This is a genomic window from Stenotrophomonas sp. GD03819 (genome assembly GCF_029841665.1).
Lineage (GTDB): Bacteria > Pseudomonadota > Gammaproteobacteria > Xanthomonadales > Xanthomonadaceae > Stenotrophomonas > Stenotrophomonas geniculata.
Genome location: NZ_JAOCEW010000007.1, coordinates 101248 through 118203 on the forward strand (window position 1 = coordinate 101248; position 16956 = coordinate 118203).

13 protein-coding genes and 1 pseudogene are annotated in these 16956 nt (G+C 65.8%); 8 read left to right on the forward strand and 6 right to left on the reverse strand.

The annotated features are described in order from the left end of the window. Positions 1-21: 21 nt before the first annotated feature. Both N5D45_RS06235 and N5D45_RS06240 read left to right on the forward strand, forming a co-directional pair. Positions 22-3477 (forward strand): annotated as a pseudogene (locus N5D45_RS06235) (efflux RND transporter permease subunit); the annotation flags it as partial. Continuing rightward, complete coding sequence (locus tag N5D45_RS06240) at positions 3474-6554, forward strand: efflux RND transporter permease subunit (protein WP_279938611.1); 3081 nt, start codon at positions 3474-3476, stop codon at positions 6552-6554. The pseudogene N5D45_RS06235 and the gene N5D45_RS06240, both read left to right, overlap by 4 nt. 208 nt (positions 6555-6762) lie before the next feature. On the opposite strand, the gene N5D45_RS06245 is transcribed toward N5D45_RS06240, so the two are convergent. The 6 genes from N5D45_RS06245 to ykgO all read right to left on the reverse strand — a co-directional run bounded on the left by N5D45_RS06245 (position 6763) and on the right by ykgO (position 11263). Then, a complete protein-coding gene (locus N5D45_RS06245; protein WP_010484557.1) occupies positions 6763-7995 on the reverse strand; it encodes a TraB/GumN family protein in 1233 nt (410 codons plus the stop codon). Beyond that, positions 7988-8518 (reverse strand): GNAT family N-acetyltransferase, encoded by a 531-nt coding sequence (locus tag N5D45_RS06250; RefSeq protein WP_125438522.1) that lies wholly within the window; start codon positions 8516-8518, stop codon positions 7988-7990. Before N5D45_RS06250 ends, N5D45_RS06245 begins: the two co-directional genes overlap by 8 nt. A gap of 14 nt (positions 8519-8532) precedes the next feature. After that, positions 8533-9420, reverse strand: coding sequence for a carbon-nitrogen hydrolase (locus N5D45_RS06255; RefSeq protein WP_005409280.1), 888 nt, complete (start codon positions 9418-9420; stop codon positions 8533-8535). Between the two features lie 165 nt (positions 9421-9585). Then, positions 9586-10623: an agmatine deiminase family protein gene (locus N5D45_RS06260; protein WP_019336280.1), complete on the reverse strand. Its 1038-nt coding sequence runs from the start codon at positions 10621-10623 to the stop codon at positions 9586-9588. A gap of 39 nt (positions 10624-10662) precedes the next feature. Further along, on the reverse strand, positions 10663-10992 hold the full coding sequence (locus N5D45_RS06265) for a hypothetical protein (protein ID WP_005416228.1): 330 nt from the start codon (positions 10990-10992) through the stop codon (positions 10663-10665). A 145-nt stretch (positions 10993-11137) separates the two neighbouring features. Further along, entirely contained in the window at positions 11138-11263 is a 126-nt protein-coding gene (gene ykgO / locus N5D45_RS06270; protein ID WP_005409283.1) for a type B 50S ribosomal protein L36, read from the reverse strand. 197 nt (positions 11264-11460) lie between these two features. Between ykgO and cmk the strand changes: the two genes are divergently transcribed. From cmk to N5D45_RS06300, 6 genes are all read left to right on the forward strand, one after another. Then, positions 11461-12138 carry a (d)CMP kinase gene (cmk, locus tag N5D45_RS06275; RefSeq protein WP_010484566.1) on the forward strand — a complete coding sequence of 226 codons (678 nt, stop codon included), beginning with the start codon at positions 11461-11463 and terminating at the stop codon, positions 12136-12138. 198 nt (positions 12139-12336) lie between these two features. Then, complete coding sequence (rpsA, locus tag N5D45_RS06280) at positions 12337-14022, forward strand: 30S ribosomal protein S1 (protein WP_005416230.1); 1686 nt, start codon at positions 12337-12339, stop codon at positions 14020-14022. A gap of 87 nt (positions 14023-14109) precedes the next feature. Beyond that, positions 14110-14415, forward strand: coding sequence for an integration host factor subunit beta (locus N5D45_RS06285; RefSeq protein WP_005409286.1), 306 nt, complete (start codon positions 14110-14112; stop codon positions 14413-14415). 77 nt (positions 14416-14492) lie between these two features. Beyond that, a complete protein-coding gene (locus N5D45_RS06290; RefSeq protein WP_010484569.1) occupies positions 14493-14777 on the forward strand; it encodes a LapA family protein in 285 nt (94 codons plus the stop codon). Between the two features lie 6 nt (positions 14778-14783). Then, the gene (gene lapB / locus N5D45_RS06295; RefSeq protein ID WP_005416232.1) at positions 14784-15962 is read left to right on the forward strand and encodes a lipopolysaccharide assembly protein LapB; all 1179 of its coding nucleotides are present in this window, start codon (positions 14784-14786) and stop codon (positions 15960-15962) included. A 3-nt stretch (positions 15963-15965) separates the two neighbouring features. Beyond that, on the forward strand, positions 15966-16955 hold the full coding sequence (locus N5D45_RS06300; RefSeq protein ID WP_279938612.1) for a glycosyltransferase family 4 protein: 990 nt from the start codon (positions 15966-15968) through the stop codon (positions 16953-16955). Position 16956 lies beyond the last annotated feature (1 nt).

The following is a 16956-nucleotide window of genomic DNA, read 5'->3' on the forward strand; positions in this document are numbered from 1 at the left end:
GGCGCCGCCGCCGGCATGCGCGGCGGCCTGGTGGAATTCGCCACCCGCCGCCGCGTGACCATCGCCATGTGCACGGTCACCCTGCTGCTGTTCGGGCTGATCGCGCTGGGCAACCTCAAGGTCAACCTGCTGCCCGACCTGAGCTACCCGACGCTGACCGTGCGCACCGAGTACACCGGTGCGGCGCCGACCGAAATCGAAACCCTGATCACCCAGCCGGTCGAAGAAGCGGTGGGCGTGGTCAAGAACCTGCGCAAGCTGAAGTCGGTCTCGCGCACCGGCCAGAGCGATGTGGTGCTGGAGTTCGCCTGGGGCACCAACATGGACCAGGCCAGCCTGGAGGTGCGCGACAAGATGGAAGCGCTGAACCTGCCACTGGAGGCCAAGGCCCCGGTGCTGCTGCGCTTCAATCCGTCCACCGAGCCGATCATGCGCCTGGTGCTGTCGAACAAGGTGGCACCGGCCAGCGATGCCGATGCGATCCGCGAGCTGACCGGCCTGCGCCGCTATGCCGATGAAGACCTTAAGAAGAAGCTGGAGCCGGTCACCGGCGTCGCAGCGGTCAAGGTCGGCGGTGGCCTGGAAGACGAGATCCAGGTCGACATCGACCAGCAGAAGCTGGCGCAGCTGAACCTGCCGATCGACACCGTCATCAAGCGCCTGAAGGACGAGAACATCAACATCTCCGGCGGTCGCCTGGAGGAGGGTTCGCAGCGCTTCCTGGTGCGCACCGTCAACCAGTTCGCCGACCTGGAGGAAATCCGCAACCTGCTGGTGACCACCCAGGCCGCCAATGGCAGCGCGGCCGACTCGGCACTGCAGCAGATGTTCAACATCGCCGCATCGACCGGTTCGGCGGCCGCGATCGCGGCGGCGTCGGCGGCGCAGAGCGCGTCCTCCGGCGGTGGTTCCAGCGTGGTCGCCAACGGTGTGCCGGTGCGCCTGAAGGATGTGGCCACCGTGCGCCAGGGCTACAAGGAACGCGAAGCGGTGATCCGCCTGGGTGGCAAGGAATCGGTTGAACTGGCCATCTACAAGGAAGGCGATGCCAACACCGTGTCCACCGCCGAAGCGCTGCGCAAGCGCCTGGAGCAGATCAAGGGCACGTTCCCCTCCGATGTCGAGATGACCACCATCGAGGACCAGTCGCGCTTCATCGAGCACGCCATCGCCGACGTCAAGAAGGATGCGGTGATCGGCGGGCTGCTGGCCATCCTGATCATCTTCCTGTTCCTGCGCGATGGCTGGAGCACGTTCGTGATCAGCCTGTCGTTGCCGGTCTCGATCATCGCCACGTTCTTCTTCATGGGCCAGCTCGGCCTCAGCTTGAACGTGATGTCGCTGGGCGGCCTGGCATTGGCTACCGGCCTGGTGGTGGACGACTCGATCGTGGTGCTGGAGAGCATCGCCAAGGCGCGTGAGCGTGGCCTGGGTATCCTGCAGGCGGCCATCGTCGGTACCCGCGAAGTGAGCATGGCGGTGGTCGCCTCGACCCTGACCACCATCGCGGTGTTCCTGCCGCTGGTGTTCGTCGACGGCATCGCCGGCCAGCTGTTCCGCGACCAGGCACTGACCGTGGCGATCGCCATTGCGATCTCGCTGCTGGTGTCGATGACGCTGATCCCGATGCTGAGCTCGCTGAAGGGACGGCCGACGCTGGCGTTCCCGGAAGAGGCACCGAACGAGCCGTGGCAGCCGCAGAACCGTTGGCAGAAGCCGGTGGCGCTGGGTCGCCGTGGTGCCGTGGCGACCGCGCGCTGGAGCTTCTATGCGCTGGCCTGGCTGGTCGTGCGGGCGTGGCGTGGCGTGGTGGCGGTGGTCGGCCCGGTGATGCGCAAGGCCAGCGATCTGGCGATGAAGCCCTATGCCGGTGCCGAGCGCGGCTACCTGCGACTGCTGCCGAGCGCGCTGGCGCATCCGGGCAAGGTGCTGGGCGTGGCCACGATCATCTTCGTGGCGACCATGGCGCTGGTGCCGATGCTCGGTGCCGACCTGATTCCGCAGCTGGCACAGGACCGCTTCGAAATGACGGTGAAGCTGCCGGCCGGCACGCCGCTGAAGCAGACCGATGCGCTGGTGCGCGAGCTGCAGCTGGCGCATGGCAAGGGTGAAGGCGTGGCCTCGCTGTATGGTGTCAGTGGCAGCGGCACCCGCCTGGATGCCAGCCCGACCGAAAGCGGCGAGAACATCGGCAAGCTGACCGTGGTGATGGAAGGCGGCGGCAACGCGCGCACCGAGGCGGAGATCACCGAGCGCCTGCGTGACACCATGGGCCAGCATCCGGGTGCCCAGGTCGACTTCGCGCGGCCGGCGTTGTTCAGTTTCTCCACGCCGCTGGAAATCGAGCTGCGCGGGCAGGACATGGCGACGCTCGAAGTGGCCGGCCAGCGCCTGGCGGCGATGCTGCGCGGCAACGCGCACTACGCCGACGTGAAGTCGACGGTGGAGGAGGGCTTCCCGGAAATCCAGATCCGCTTCGACCAGGAACGCGCGGGTGCGCTGGGCCTGACCACCCGCCAGATCGCCGATGTGGTGGTGAAGAAGGTGCGCGGTGACGTGGCCACCCGCTACAGCTTCCGTGACCGCAAGATCGACGTGCTGGTGCGTGCCCAGGAGGGCGACCGTGCCAGCGTGGAGAGCATCCGTCGGCTGATCGTCAATCCGGGCAGCACCCGCCCGGTCACGCTGGACGCGGTGGCCGACGTGGTCGCCACCACCGGCCCCAGTGAGATCCATCGCGCCGACCAGACCCGCGTGGCCGTGGTCTCGGCCAACCTGCGCGACATCGATCTGGGGGCGGCCATGCGTGAAGTGCAGCAGATGGCCGCCGAGCAACCGCTGGGCGCGGGTGTCGGCCTGCACATCGGCGGCCAGGGTGAGGAGCTGGCGCAGGCGGCGAAGTCGCTGATCTTCGCTTTCGGCCTGGCGATCTTCCTGGTCTACCTGGTGATGGCGTCGCAGTTCGAGTCGCTGCTGCATCCGTTCGTGATCCTGTTCACCATCCCGCTGGCGCTGGTCGGCGCGATCCTGGCACTGATGCTGACCGGCAAGCCCATCTCGGTGGTGGTGTTCATCGGCCTGATCCTGCTGGTGGGCCTGGTCACCAAGAACGCGATCATCCTGATCGACAAGGTCAACCAGCTGCGCGAGTCCGGCGTGGCCAAGCATGAGGCCCTGGTGGAAGGTGCGCGCTCGCGCCTGCGGCCGATCATCATGACCACCCTGTGCACGCTGTTCGGCTTCCTGCCGCTGGCGGTGGCGATGGGCGAGGGTGCTGAAGTGCGTGCGCCGATGGCGATCACCGTGATCGGTGGCCTGCTGGTGTCGACCCTGCTCACCCTGCTGGTGATCCCGGTGGTGTACGACCTGATGGATCGCCGCGGTGATGCCTACTACCGCGAGCGTGGCCGCAAGCACGCCGGTGAGATCGAGCCGGGTGCAGCAGGCAGCGCGGCGGGTGTGGAGGAGCCGGCATGAGTGTTGCCGAATTCTCCATCCGCCGTCCGGTCACCACCATCATGTGTTTCGTGTCACTGGTGGTGATCGGCCTGATCGCCTCGTTCCGGCTGCCGCTGGAAGCGCTGCCGGACATCTCCGCGCCGTTCCTGTTCGTGCAGATCCCGTACACCGGTTCAACCCCGGAGGAAGTGGAGCGGACCATCATCCGCCCGGTGGAGGAATCGCTGGCGACGATGACCGGCATCAAGCGCATGCGCTCGTCGGCCACCTCCGAGGCGGCGCTGATCTTCATCGAGTTCAGCGACTGGGACCGCGACATCGCCATCGCCGCCTCCGATGCACGCGAACGCATCGATGCGATCCGCAGCGACCTGCCCGATGACCTGCAGCGCTACAACGTGTTCAAGTGGTCCAGCAGTGACCAGCCGGTGCTGAAGGTGCGGCTGGCCAGCACCACCGACCTGACCACTGCCTATGACATGCTCGACCGCGAGTTCAAGCGGCGCATCGAGCGCATCCCCGGCGTGGCCCGCGTCGACATCACCGGCGCGCCGCCGAACGAGGTGGAGATCGCCATCGATCCGAACCGCCTCAACGCGCACGGTCTGAGCATCAATGAGCTGAGCGAGCGCCTGCGCACGCTGAACTTCTCGATCTCCGCCGGGCAGATCGATGACAACGGCCAGCGCGTGCGCGTGCAGCCGGTGGGCGAGATCACCGACCTGCAGGAAATGCGCGACCTGGTGATCAACGCCAAGGGCCTGCGCCTGGGCGACATCGCCGACGTGCGCCTGAAGCCGGCGCGGATGAACTACGGGCGTCGCCTGGACGGCAACCCGGCGGTCGGCCTGGACATCTTCAAGGAACGCAGCGCCAACCTGGTGGAAGTCTCGCGCGCGGCGCTGGCCGAGGTCGAATCGATCCGCGCGGAGCCGTCGATGCGCGACGTGCAGATCAAGGTGATCGACAACCAGGGCAAGGCGGTGACCTCCTCGCTGCTGGAACTGGCCGAGGCCGGTGCGGTCGGCCTGATCCTGTCGGTGACGGTGCTGTTCTTCTTCCTGCGCCATTGGCCGTCCACGCTGATGGTCACCCTGGCCATCCCGATCTGCTTCACCATCACCCTGGGCTTCATGTACTTCGTCGGGGTGACGCTGAACATCCTGACCATGATGGGCCTGCTGCTGGCCGTCGGCATGCTGGTCGACAACGCCGTGGTGGTGGTGGAGAGCATCTACCAGGAGCGCGAGCGCCTGCCCGGGCAGCCGCGGCTGGCCTCGATCATCGGCACCCGCAACGTGGCCATCGCGCTCAGCGCCGGCACGCTGTGCCACTGCATCGTGTTCGTGCCGAACCTGTTCGGCGAGACCAACAACATCAGCATCTTCATGGCGCAGATCGCGATCACCATCTCGGTCTCGCTGCTGGCCTCGTGGCTGGTCGCGGTCAGCCTGATCCCGATGCTGTCCGCGCGCATGGCCACGCCCAAGCTGGTGCACTCGCAGACCGGCATGATCGCGCGCCTGCAGCGCCGCTACGCCAGGCTGCTGGACTGGTCGCTGCATCATCGTGGCTGGAGCCTGCTCGGCATTCTGCTGGTGGTGCTGGTCAGCCTGGTGCCGATGAAGCTGACCAAGATCGACATGTTCGGTGGTGACGGCGGCAAGGACATCTTCATCGGCTACATGTGGAAGGGCGCCTACACCTACCGGCAGATGTCCGAGGAAGTGGCGCGGGTGGAGAACTGGATCGATGCCAACCGTGAACGCCTGCACGTCAAGCAGGTCTATTCCTGGTACAGCGAGCAGGAAGGCAGCTCCACCGTGGTCACCCTGGACGAGAAGTACGCCAAGGACATCAAGGCGCTGCAGGAAGAACTGCGCAAGGGCCTGCCGAAGTCAGCCCGCACCGACTACTTCGTGGGCAACCAGGGCGGCGATGGGGGTGGCGGCGGCAACCAGGGCGTGCAGGTGCAGCTGGTCGGCGACTCCAGTTCGATGCTGCAGGAGATCGGCCAGGAAGTGGTGCCGCTGCTGGCCCAGCGTGCCGAGCTGCGCGATGTGCGCATCGACAATGGTGAGAAGGGCGGTGAGCTGAAGGTGCGCGTCGACCGCGAGCGCGCCGCCGCATTCGGCTTCAATGCCGAACAGGTGGCCAGCTTCGTCGGCCTGGCCCTGCGCGGTGCGCCGATGCGCGAGTTCCGCCTCGGCGACAATGAAGTGCCGGTGTGGGTGCGCTTCGCCGGCGCCGAGCAGAGCAGCCCGGAAGACCTGGCCGGTTTCAGCGTGCGCACCGGCGACGGCCGCAGCGTGCCGCTGCTGAGCCTGGTCACCGTTGACGTCGGCTCGTCGGCCACCCAGATCGGCCGCACCAACCGCCAGACCACGCTGACCATCAAGGCCAACCTGGCCGAGAAGGTCACCGCGCCGGATGGCCGCAAGGCGATGGAGTCGGTGCTCAAGCCGATGAACTTTCCGGCCGGCTATGGCTTCACCTTCGACGGCGGCGACTACGGCAACGATGACGAAGCCATGCAGCAGATGGTGTTCAACCTGCTGATCGCGCTGGTGATGATCTACGTGGTGATGGCAGCGGTGTTCGAGTCGCTGCTGTTCCCGGCGGCGATCATGAGCGGCGTGCTGTTCTCGATCTTCGGCGTGTTCTGGCTGTTCTGGATCACCGGCACCTCGTTCGGGATCATGTCCTTCATCGGCATCCTTGTGCTGATGGGGGTGGTGGTGAACAACGGCATCGTGATGATCGAACACATCAACAACCTGCGGCGCGGCGGCATGGGCCGAACGCAGGCACTGGTTGAAGGCTCCCGCGAGCGCCTGCGCCCGATCATGATGACCATGGGCACGGCGATCCTGGCGATGGTGCCGATCTCGCTGACCAATACGCAGATGTTCGGCAACGGCCCGGAGTACGCGCCGATGGCGCGCGCGATTGCTGGCGGCCTGGCGTTCTCGACCGTGGTCAGCCTGCTCTTCCTGCCGACCATCTACGCGGTGCTCGATGACCTGCGCAATGCCGTGACGCGGCTGATCCGCCGCGCGCGCGGCCTGGAGGTCGTGGCGGGTACCCCGGTGTAGTGGTCGAGCTTGCTCGACCGTAATGCGCGACAACGTGTTGTGGTGTGGGGGAGGCCGGTCGTAGTGGGGCGGCCTCCCCCTTTTTTTCTGCTCGCCGCGTCTGTTTGTCTCTGTAGAGCCGAGCCCATGCTCGGCTGCTGTTCGCCGCGTCGCCGCGTCGCCCGAGCGTGGGCTCGGGCGCTACAGATTCTGTGGCCGGTTGAGGGGTTTACCCTGCCACCTTGCCCCACACCTTGAACGTGGTCAGCCACAGGCCGAGCATGCTGCCGATGTTGGTCAGCATGAAGGTCAGCACCACGCGGGTGACGCGATTGCGATACCAGCCCTTCAGGCTCTGCGCATCGTCGCGCAGCTTGAGGAAGTCCTCATACGCCGGCTTGCGCAGGCGCGCTTCCACCAAGGCCGAGAATGCGCCGGTCGGGATGCTCAGGCGGAACGGCTTGAACGGGGCCACCGCGATTGCAGTGAGGATGCTCAGCGGGTGGCCACCGGCCAGCAGGCAGCCCAGGCCCGCCAGACCGCCGGTATACATCGCCCAGGTCGCCAGCAGCTCGGTACCCACGCCGAGGCCGCCGCGATAGAAGCCCACGCCGATGCCGGTCGCCACGATCGCCAGGATGCCCAGCGTGAACCAAGGGATGTTGCGCTTCTTCGGTACCGCTTCCAGCTCGGCACGCAGCGGCGCCGGTGCTTCGGTGTCGGTTTCCAGGTAGCGCGCCAGGCCTGCAAGGTGACCCGCACCGACAACCGCCAGCACTTCACGCTGCTGCGGGTTGTGCTCCTCGCGCAGGCGCGTGGCCATGTAGCGGTCGCGCTCGCCGATGATGGTCTCGTACAGCGCTGGGCTCTCGCTGGCGAACTCACCGAAGCTCGATTCCAGCATGTCGCCCTGCTTGAGCTTCTCGATCTCGTTCTCGCCCACTTCCTCGGACGAGAACAGGCCGGCGCCGAGGCCGGCGACCAGCTTCAGCTTGCCGAAGAAACCCAGCCGCTGCGAGGCGCGGCGGAAGGTCAGGCCGACCTCGCGGTCGATCAGGTGCACCGGCAGGTCGCGTTCGCGGGCCAGTTCCACCGCGCGCTTCAGTTCGGCGCCCGGCTCGATGTCCAGCTGTTCGGCCAAGCGGCGCTGGTAGGCGGACAGCGCCAGGTTGGCCGCGAACAGGGCGACGCGGCCCTTGCGGATCACCTCGACCAGGTCGAGCTTGGCCAGCGTGTCCGGATCACTCAGTGCCTGCAGGCGCTGCGGGTCCAGTTCAACGGCAACGGCATCGAAGCGGCCGCTGTCGATGGCTTTTTCCACCGCCTCGACGCTGGCGCGCGAAACGTGGGCAGTGCCCAGCAGGGTGTAGCGCACGCCGTCGCGTTCGACGACGCGTACCGGCTGGCCGGCGAACAGGTCGTCGCCGGTTTCGGGAAGGGTTTCGGTCATGGGTTCATTCATTGGAAGGTGCGGTGTCGGCGCCATCGCCGAGCGCGCGCTGCATCTGCACGGTATCCAGCCAGCGGCCGTGCTTGCGGCCAAGGCCACGGAACACGCCGACCAGCTCGAAGCCGAAGCGTTCGTGCAGCTTGATTGAAGCGGTATTGGTCGGTTCGCCGATCACCGCCACCATCTGCCGGTAGCCACGCGCCACGCAGGCATCGATCAACGCCTGCAGCAGGCCGGTACCAACGCCCTTGCCCTGGAACGCGGCATCGACGTAGACCGAGTTCTCCACGGTCCACTGGTAGGCAACGCGGGTACGGTAGGTGTTGGCGTAGGCATAGCCGGCCACCTGGCCGTCGATCTCGGCGACCAGGTAGGGGAAGCCGCGTTCGATGATGTCGCGCATGCGGCGCAGCATCTCGGACGCGTCCGGGATGTCGTACTCGTAAGTGTTGACGAAGTCGGTCACTTCCACCGCGTAGATCGCGGTGATCGCGGCGATGTCGGCCGGGCCGGCATCACGGATGAGGACGGCCATGCGCGGGCTCCGGCTCAGTCGATGTAGCGCTTGAGCAGGTCACCGTACGCATCGATGCGACGGTCGCGCAGGAACGGCCAGATGCGGCGCACGTGCTCGCTGCGCTGCAGGTCAACGTCGCACAGCAGCACGGTGGCGTCGGTGCCGGCTTCGGCCAGGAACTCACCCTGCGGGCCGAGCACGTGGCTGTTGCCCCAGAACTGGATGCCCGACGCGCCCAGCGGCGAAGCCTCGTGGCCGACGCGGTTGCAGCTCAGCACCGGCAGGCCGTTGGCCACGGCGTGGCCGCGGTGGCTCAGCACCCAGGCGTCGCGCTGGCGGGTCTTCTCGTCCTGCACGTCGTCCGGGTCCCAGCCGATCGCGGTCGGGTAGAGCAGCAGTTCGGCACCGGCCAGCGCCATCAGGCGTGCCGCTTCCGGGTACCACTGGTCCCAGCACACCAGCACGCCAAGGCGGCCCACCGAGGTGTCGATCGGCTTGAAGCCGATGTCGCCCGGGGTGAAGTAGAACTTCTCGTAGAAGCCCGGGTCGTCCGGGATATGCATCTTGCGGTACTTGCCCAGCAACGTGCCGTCCTTCTCGAAGACGACGGCGGTGTTGTGGTACAGGCCGGCAGCGCGGCGCTCGAACAGCGAGCCCACCAGCACCACGCCATGCTTCTTCGCCAGCGCGCCCAGGCGCTCGGTGCTCGGGCCCGGAATCGGCTCGGCCAGGTCGAACTCGTCCACCGACTCGTGCTGGCAGAAGTATGGCCCGTTATGCAGTTCCTGCAGCAGCACCAGCTTGGCACCCTGCGCAGCCGCCTCGGCCACGCGTGCTTCGATCACCGCCAGGTTGGCGGCGGCATCACCGTGGTTGCGCTCCTGGATCAGGGCGACGGTAAGGGGGCTGCGCGAGTTCATGCGGGGCGTTCCTGCGGGGGAAAACCAGCATGTTAGCGCGGATGGGCGGCGACGGCGTGTCGCGCGCTGAATGGGTGCACGCAATCGGTAGCGCCGGGCCATGCCCGGCGGATTTTCCAGATGCGGCAGCGTTCGCCGGGCATGGCCCGGCGCTACCGGTTCGGCTTACGCCTTCAACAGCCCTGCCGGCAGCTGCATGGTGATGCAGTGCAGGCTGCCGTTCTGCCAGATCAGCGAGCGGCAGGGCACCTGCACGATCTCGCGGCCCGGGTGCGCCTGCGCCAGCACGTCGCGGGCCAGGTCGTCGGCCGGATCACCGTAGGCCGGCATCAGCACCGCACCATTGACGATCAGGTAATTGGCGTACGACGCAGCCAGGCGGCGGCCTTCGTCGATCACTGGCTGTGCCCACGGCAGCGGGAACAGGCGATACGGCTGGCCGTCCCTGGTGCGCAGCGCGGCCAGTTCGTTGCCCATCGCCTGCAGCTCGGCGTAGTGCGAGTCGCTCGCGTCGTCGCAGGCCTGGTAGACGATGCTGTCAGCCGAGGCGAAGCGGGCGAGGGTGTCGATATGCGCGTCGGTATCGTCGCCTTCCAGGTAGCCGTGGTCCAGCCACAGCACGCGGTCCTGCTGCAGCCAGTCGGCCAGGTCGGCGCTCAGGCTGGCGCGGTCGCGGTCCGGGTGGCGCTCGTGCAGGCACTTCCAGGTGGTCAGCAGGGTGCCTTCGCCGTCGGTCTCGATGCCGCCGCCTTCCAGCGCGAACGGGATGCTGCGCACCGGCGCGTCGTTGAACACGCCGGCCTGGTCGAGCACGCCCACCAGCTGGTCATCCAGGGTGGCGTCGAACTTGCCGCCCCAGCCGGTGAAGCGGAAATCCAGCAGCTGGAAGCCGCCGTCGGCGCGGCGCAGGGTGATCGGGCCGGAGTCGCGCAGCCAGGTATCGTCGTAGGCCGCCGTGGTGAAGTGGACCTTGTCCATGTCGATGCGGTTGGAGCGCAGCCGCATCTCGGCATAGGTCTCCACATCGTCGTCGGCCACGCAGATCAGCACCGGCTGGAAGCGGGTGATGGCCGCGACCAGGGCGATGTAGGTCTCTTCCACCTGGCCCAGGCGGTCAGCCCAGTCGGTGTCGGCGGTGGGCCAGGCAATCAGGACGCCGCTCTGGGCTTCCCACTCGGCAGGAAAACGAAGGGTCTGGTTCATGGTCTCGCTACACAGGCCCGCCCACGGCGGGTAAAGGGATCAACGGATCGGCGGTTTCGGGCCGATTTCGTTCGGGTCCGCCTGGTTGGCCACCACGTCGATCACCTTCTGCTTCTCGAAGTAGACGGTGAACTGCGGGTACACCCAGCGGTTGATGGTCGGCCACTGCCGCTTCTGCCCGCCACGTGGCTGCAGCTGCTCGCTGGGCGCGCCGAACTGCGCCTGCACCTGCTGCATGCTCTGGCCGCGCACGGGCAGGGCACCGGCCGGCTTCTCGCGGGCACGGTCGACAAGCAGGGTATCGGCCAGTGCCGGTGTGGCGGCGGCCAGGGTGGCCATCACGGCCAGGGCGGACAGGTAACGCTTCATCTCGATCTACTCCCCAGTGGTCAAGAAAGGCGATTACAGCAAAAACGGCAGGAAAAAGCCGCATAAACAAAAAACCGCCCGAAGGCGGTTTCTTGCATCGGGTCGGCCCCGCGTAGGGCCAGCCGCAGCCGGAAGGCTGTGAGGCTTAGCGCTGACGCGCCTTGAAACGCGGGTTCGACTTGCAGATGACGAAGATCTTGCCACGACGACGCACGACCTTGCAGTCACGGTGACGGGCCTTCGCCGACTTCAGGGAGGACAGGACTTTCATGGCATACCTCGGCGTAAACAGTAGTTGTTCGGGTGGAGCGTGGCCGCGATATGCGAAAGACAATCGGCAGTTGACGCTCGTTCAAGCCCGCCATTCTACCGGGCTTTTCCTCGTGGTTTCAAGTGGTTGCACAAAAGATCCCGCTGGGGGTGTCTGGCAGGGGCTAGAATGACCCCTTCACACGCTCTGGGAACCCCATGAATCCACTCGCTCCCGTCCTGACCATCGACGGCCCTTCCGGGGCCGGCAAGGGTACCATCAGCCGCATCATCGCGCGCCGGATGGGCTGGCATTACCTGGATTCGGGCGCGCTGTACCGGGCAGTGGGCGTGGCCGCGAGCTGGGCCGACATTGATACGTCCGATGCCTCGGCACTGGTGCGCTGCACCTTCGACACCCATGTTCAGTTTGTTGAACAGGGCGAGTCGATGCGGGTCATGGTCAACGGCACCGATGCCACCGACGAGCTGCGCCTGGAGACCACTGGCGCCCTGGCCTCGGCCATTGCCGCCATTCCGGAGGTCCGCGCGGCCCTGAAGGAGCGCCAGCGCGCATTCAGGGAGCTGCCCGGCCTGGTTGCCGATGGCCGCGACATGGGTACGGTGATCTTCAAGGACGCCCCCTATAAGGTCTTCCTGACCGCCAGTGCCGAGGAGCGCGCCGAGCGCCGGCATAAGCAGTTGAAAGACAAGGGGGTTTCTGTTAACTTTGATGACCTCCTGCGCGAGATCATGGCCCGCGACGCCCGTGATGCTCAGCGTACCGTGGCGCCCCTGAAGCCGGCAGACGATGCTGTCCTCATCGACACCACAGGCATCGGCATCGCAGATGTCGTTGCCAGAGTGATGGATCTGCTTCCGGTTCCGGCTGCCTGATCCGTTCGCGCGGGAGCACTGCCAGCAGCATCGGCGGTGGTCGCGCATAACAGTGCTGTACCAGCTCCGTCGCGCAATGATGCGTGGCGGTTTTCCTACTACACACGACCTGCGTTTCCGGGGTCGACCAACAGGCGGGCGGTCGCCATTCCCCTGAAGGGGACGCCACCGACCCATGTGTCCAACAGAGTAAATCTAATGACCGAATCATTTGCCGAACTGTTTGAAGCCAGCCAGGCCAACCTGGCCAAGCTGAAGCCGGGCGCCATCGTCAGCGGTACCGTTGTTGAAGTCCGCGGCGATGTCGTGGTGATCAACGCTGGCCTGAAGTCCGAAGGCATCGTGCCGATCGAACAGTTCCGTAACGACGCTGGCGAAATCGACGTCGCCGAAGGCGACATCGTCAAGGTCGCCCTCGACTCGATCGAGAACGGCTTCGGCGAAACCGTCCTGTCGCGCGAGAAGGCCAAGCGCGCGATGGTGTGGGACGAGCTGGAAGAAGCGTTGGAAAAGAACGAAACCATCACCGGCCGCATCAGCGGCAAGGTCAAGGGTGGTTTCACCGTGGACATCAAGGATGTCCGCGCCTTCCTGCCGGGTTCCCTGGTCGATGTGCGCCCGGTGCGCGATCCGGCCTACCTGGAAGGCAAGGAGCTCGAGTTCAAGCTCATCAAGCTGGACCGCAAGCGTAACAACGTCGTGGTCTCGCGCCGCGCTGTCGTCGAAAGCGAGCACTCGGAAGAGCGCGAGCAGCTGATGGACAAGCTGCAGGAAGGCGCGATCCTGAAGGGTGTCGTCAAGAACCTGACCGATTACGGCGCGTTCGTGGACCTGGGCGGTATCGACGGCCTGCTGCACATCACCGACATGGCGTGGAAGCGCGTGCGTCACCCGTCGGAAGTCGTGAACGTCGGCGACGAGCTGGACGTCCGCGTGCTGAAGTTCGACCGCGAGCGCAACCGCGTTTCGCTGGGCCTGAAGCAGCTGGGCGAGGATCCGTGGGACAACATCGGCCGTCGTTACCCGGCCAACAGCCGCGTCTTCGGCAAGGTCTCCAACGTCACCGATTACGGTGCGTTCGTTGAGATCGAACCGGGCGTCGAAGGCCTGGTGCACGTCTCCGAGATGGATTGGACCAACAAGAACGTCAACCCGTCCAAGGTTGTCCAGGTGGGTGATGAAGTCGAAGTGATGGTGCTGGACGTCGATGAAGAGCGTCGCCGTATCTCGCTGGGCATGAAGCAGGTTGCCGCCAATCCGTGGGAAACCTTCGCTGCCACCCACAAGAAGGGTGACAAGGTGTCGGGCCAGATCAAGTCGATCACCGACTTCGGCATCTTCATCGGCCTGGACGGCGGCATCGACGGCCTGGTCCACCTGTCCGACATCAGCTGGAACACCACCGGCGAAGACGTCGTTCGCAACTTCAAGAAGGGCGATACCCTGGACGCCGTCGTCCTGGCTGTCGATCCGGAGCGCGAGCGCATCTCCCTGGGCGTGAAGCAGCTGGAGCAGGATCCGTTCGGCCAGTACATGGCTGCCAATCCGAAGGGCTCCAAGGTCGAAGGCGTGGTGAAGGAAGTCGACGCCAAGGGCGCGATCATCGAGCTGGCTGACGGCATCGAAGGTTACGTCTCGGCCCGCGACATCGCCAACGAGCGCGTTGACGACGCCACCCAGCACCTGAAGGTCGGCGACAAGGTCGAAGCCAAGTTCGTGGGCATGGACCGCAAGGGCCGTACCCTGCAGCTGTCGATCAAGGCCAAGGACGACGCTGAAATGCGCGAAGTGCTGGAGGAATACCAGTCCTCTTCGGCTTCCAGCGGCACCACCCAGCTGGGCGCGCTGCTGCGTGCACAGCTGAACGGCAACAAGTCCGAGTAATCGGCCTTACGCTGTTCGTTGTTTCCTGGACGGCCCGGGCATTGCCCGGGCCGTTTCAGGCTGGGATACCCCTGATGTGAGCCGGTAATGACCAAATCCGAACTGATCGAAATCCTTGCGCGCCGCCAGGCGCACCTGAAGGCCGATGATGTCGATCTGGCGGTGAAGTCGTTGCTGGAAATGATGGGCGGATCGCTGTCCGCCGGGGATCGCATCGAAATCCGTGGTTTTGGCAGCTTCTCGCTGCACTATCGTCCGCCGCGCCTCGGTCGCAACCCGAAGACCGGCGAATCGGTTGCCCTGCCGGGCAAGCACGTTCCCCATTTCAAGCCGGGCAAGGAACTGCGCGAGCGGGTCAGCAGTGTGCTGCCGCTGGACGCCGATCCGGCCTGAGCCTCCCGTCGCGCCACCGCGTGCGAATCCAGCCGCGAGTCGGATAAGCTACGGACTCCTGCCACTGGAGCTGTCGCATGAAGGTTTTTCGTCTGCTGGTCCTGCTGGCGGTACTGATCCTTGGATTGATCATCGGTGCGGTCAACATGACCGCGATGTCGATCAACCTGCTGTTTACCCAACTGCACACCTCGGTGGGCGTGGCCCTGATCGCCGCGCTGCTGGTGGGTGTCATCGTCGGCGCTGGCCTGGTGCTGGTGAGCGTGGTCATTCCGCTCTACAGCCAGTTGCGCCGCGCCAACAAGTCCGCTGTCGCCACGCCGGCACCGGTTGCTTCCCCCCAATCTTTTGATGGACGCTGATCGAAGATGGATTTCGTCACCGAGTGGTTCTGGTTCTTCCTGTTCGTTCCGCTGGCCGCACTGGCCGGGTGGGTGATCGGACGGCGTGGTGGTCAACGCCACGGTGACAGCCAGGTCAGCCGCCTGTCGAGCACCTATTTCCGTGGCCTGAACTACCTGCTCAACGAGCAGCCGGACAAGGCCATCGAGCTGTTCCTGCACATCGCCGAGCTGGACAAGGAAACCTTCGAGACCCAGGTCGCGCTGGGCCATCTGTTCCGCCGCCGTGGTGAAGTCGACCGCGCCATCCGCCTGCACCAGGGGCTGGTCAATCGCCATGACCTGAGTGATGCGCAGCGCGTGCAGGCGCTGCTGGCGCTGGGCGAGGATTACATGAAGTCCGGCCTGCTGGACCGCGCCGAAACCGTGTTCACCGAACTGGCCCAGCTGGACCAGCGTGCCCCGCAGGCACTCAAGCACCTGATCGGCATCTACCAGGCCGAGCGCGACTGGGAAAAGGCGATCGACAACGCCACCCGTTTCGAGGATGTCACCGGCGAGCCGATGGGCAAGCTGATCGGCCAGTTCGAATGCGAACTGGCCGAACGCTTCCGCGGTGCCGGCAAGCTGGAAGAGGCGAGGGCAGCGATTGCCCGGGCCTACCAGGCCGATGCGATGTCGGTCCGTGCCGGCATCATTGAAGGCCGCCTGGAAACCGATGCCGGCAATCCGGAAGCGGCCGTGCGCGCCTTCGAGCGCGCGGCGCGCAACGATCCGGAGTACCTGCCGGAGCTGCTGCCGGCGCTGATGCAGAACTACCGCAAGGTGGGCGATCTGGCCGGCGCGCGCGCCTTCCTGTCGGAGATGACCGAGCATTACCGTGGCATTGCCCCGGTGCTGGCGCTGACCCGTCTGATGGAAGAGCAGGAGGGCGTGGCCCCGGCCCGTGCCTACCTGGGCCGCCAGCTCAAGGATCGCCCGTCGGTGCGTGGCGAGTCCGCGCTGATCGACCTGACACTGGCTGAAGGTGCCGATTCCACGGCGACCCTGCACGACCTCAAGCACATCACCGACCAGTTGCTGGTGCGCAATCCGGCCTATCGCTGCACCCGTTGTGGTTTCGGTGCGCGCACCCACCACTGGCAGTGCCCGAGCTGCAAGGAGTGGGGTACGGTCAAGCCGCTGCTGAACTACGCGGTGCTCTGATCCATGCCGTGGCTCGTGATGGGCGCGCTGCTGGGTCTGGCCCTGCTGAGTGCGGCACTGACCTGGGCAGCGCGGGGCTACGCGCTGCGCCGGCAACTGTTTGACCAGCCGGGCGAACGCCGCAGTCATAGCGTGGCGACCCTGCGTGGCGGCGGCATCGCCATCGTCATCAGCCTGCTGGTGACCGCCGGTGTTGCCATGTGGGCCTGGCCCGAAGCGCGTCCGAGCCTGCTGGTCGCCAGCCTTGGCCTGGCGCTGGTGGCGGGTATCGGCTGGTGGGACGACCACCGGCCGCTTCCGGCCATGCGCCGCCTGATGGTGCACTTCATCGCCGCCGCGCTGCTGGCCGCGCTGGTCAAGGTCCATGGCGGCAGCTGGATGCTGGCCGTACTGGTCCTGCTGTTCACCGCTTCGCTGATCAACATCTGGAATTTCATGGATGGGATCAACGGCATCGCCGCCAGCCAGGCCATCGTGGTCGCGCTGGGACTGGCGCCGCTGCTGCCTTGGCCGTACTCGCTGGCGGCGGTCGCGTTGGGCCTGGCCTGCCTTGGCTTCCTGCCGTTCAACTTCCCGCGGGCCCGGATCTTCATGGGCGATGTCGGAAGTGGCGCGCTGGGCTACGCGGTGGCGGCAGTGCTGGCACTGGCCAGCGTAAAGACCGACATCCACTGGATCCTGCTGCTGGTGTCGGCATCGCCCTTCCTTGTGGACGCGGGCTTCACACTGCTGGCGCGCATCATTTCCGGACAACGCTGGATGGAACCCCATACCCAGCACGTTTACCAGCGCGCGGTGCAGGCAGGAGCCAGTCACGCCCAGGTAACAGGGATGTACTTTGCTTTGGGCCTGTTCAGTATTACAGTGCTTAATGTCTGCTCCAATTTGCAGCCGAGGTGGGAGGCTGCCGTGGCGATCGCGTGGTTCACCGCGCTGAGCGTCCTCTGGCTCCTCCTGCGCAATGGATTGCGCCACCCAAAAGGAAATACCTGAC

Bases quoted from the DNA above. Each gene is read 5' to 3' on its own strand.
- ykgO (WP_005409283.1), bottom strand. From the start codon at position 11,263: ATGAAAGTCCTGTCCTCCCTGAAGTCGGCGAAGGCCCGTCACCGTGAC.
- N5D45_RS06300 (WP_279938612.1), top strand. From the start codon at position 15,966: ATGCCGTGGCTCGTGATGGGCGCGCTGCTGGGTCTGGCCCTGCTGAGT.
- rpsA (WP_005416230.1), top strand. From the start codon at position 12,337: ATGACCGAATCATTTGCCGAACTGTTTGAAGCCAGCCAGGCCAACCTG.
- N5D45_RS06290 (WP_010484569.1), top strand. From the start codon at position 14,493: ATGAAGGTTTTTCGTCTGCTGGTCCTGCTGGCGGTACTGATCCTTGGA.
- N5D45_RS06285 (WP_005409286.1), top strand. From the start codon at position 14,110: ATGACCAAATCCGAACTGATCGAAATCCTTGCGCGCCGCCAGGCGCAC.
- cmk (WP_010484566.1), top strand. From the start codon at position 11,461: ATGAATCCACTCGCTCCCGTCCTGACCATCGACGGCCCTTCCGGGGCC.
- lapB (WP_005416232.1), top strand. From the start codon at position 14,784: ATGGATTTCGTCACCGAGTGGTTCTGGTTCTTCCTGTTCGTTCCGCTG.
- N5D45_RS06255 (WP_005409280.1), bottom strand. From the start codon at position 9,420: ATGAACTCGCGCAGCCCCCTTACCGTCGCCCTGATCCAGGAGCGCAAC.
- N5D45_RS06240 (WP_279938611.1), top strand. From the start codon at position 3,474: ATGAGTGTTGCCGAATTCTCCATCCGCCGTCCGGTCACCACCATCATG.
- N5D45_RS06265 (WP_005416228.1), bottom strand. From the start codon at position 10,992: ATGAAGCGTTACCTGTCCGCCCTGGCCGTGATGGCCACCCTGGCCGCC.
- N5D45_RS06245 (WP_010484557.1), bottom strand. From the start codon at position 7,995: ATGAATGAACCCATGACCGAAACCCTTCCCGAAACCGGCGACGACCTG.
- N5D45_RS06260 (WP_019336280.1), bottom strand. From the start codon at position 10,623: ATGAACCAGACCCTTCGTTTTCCTGCCGAGTGGGAAGCCCAGAGCGGC.
- N5D45_RS06250 (WP_125438522.1), bottom strand. From the start codon at position 8,518: ATGGCCGTCCTCATCCGTGATGCCGGCCCGGCCGACATCGCCGCGATC.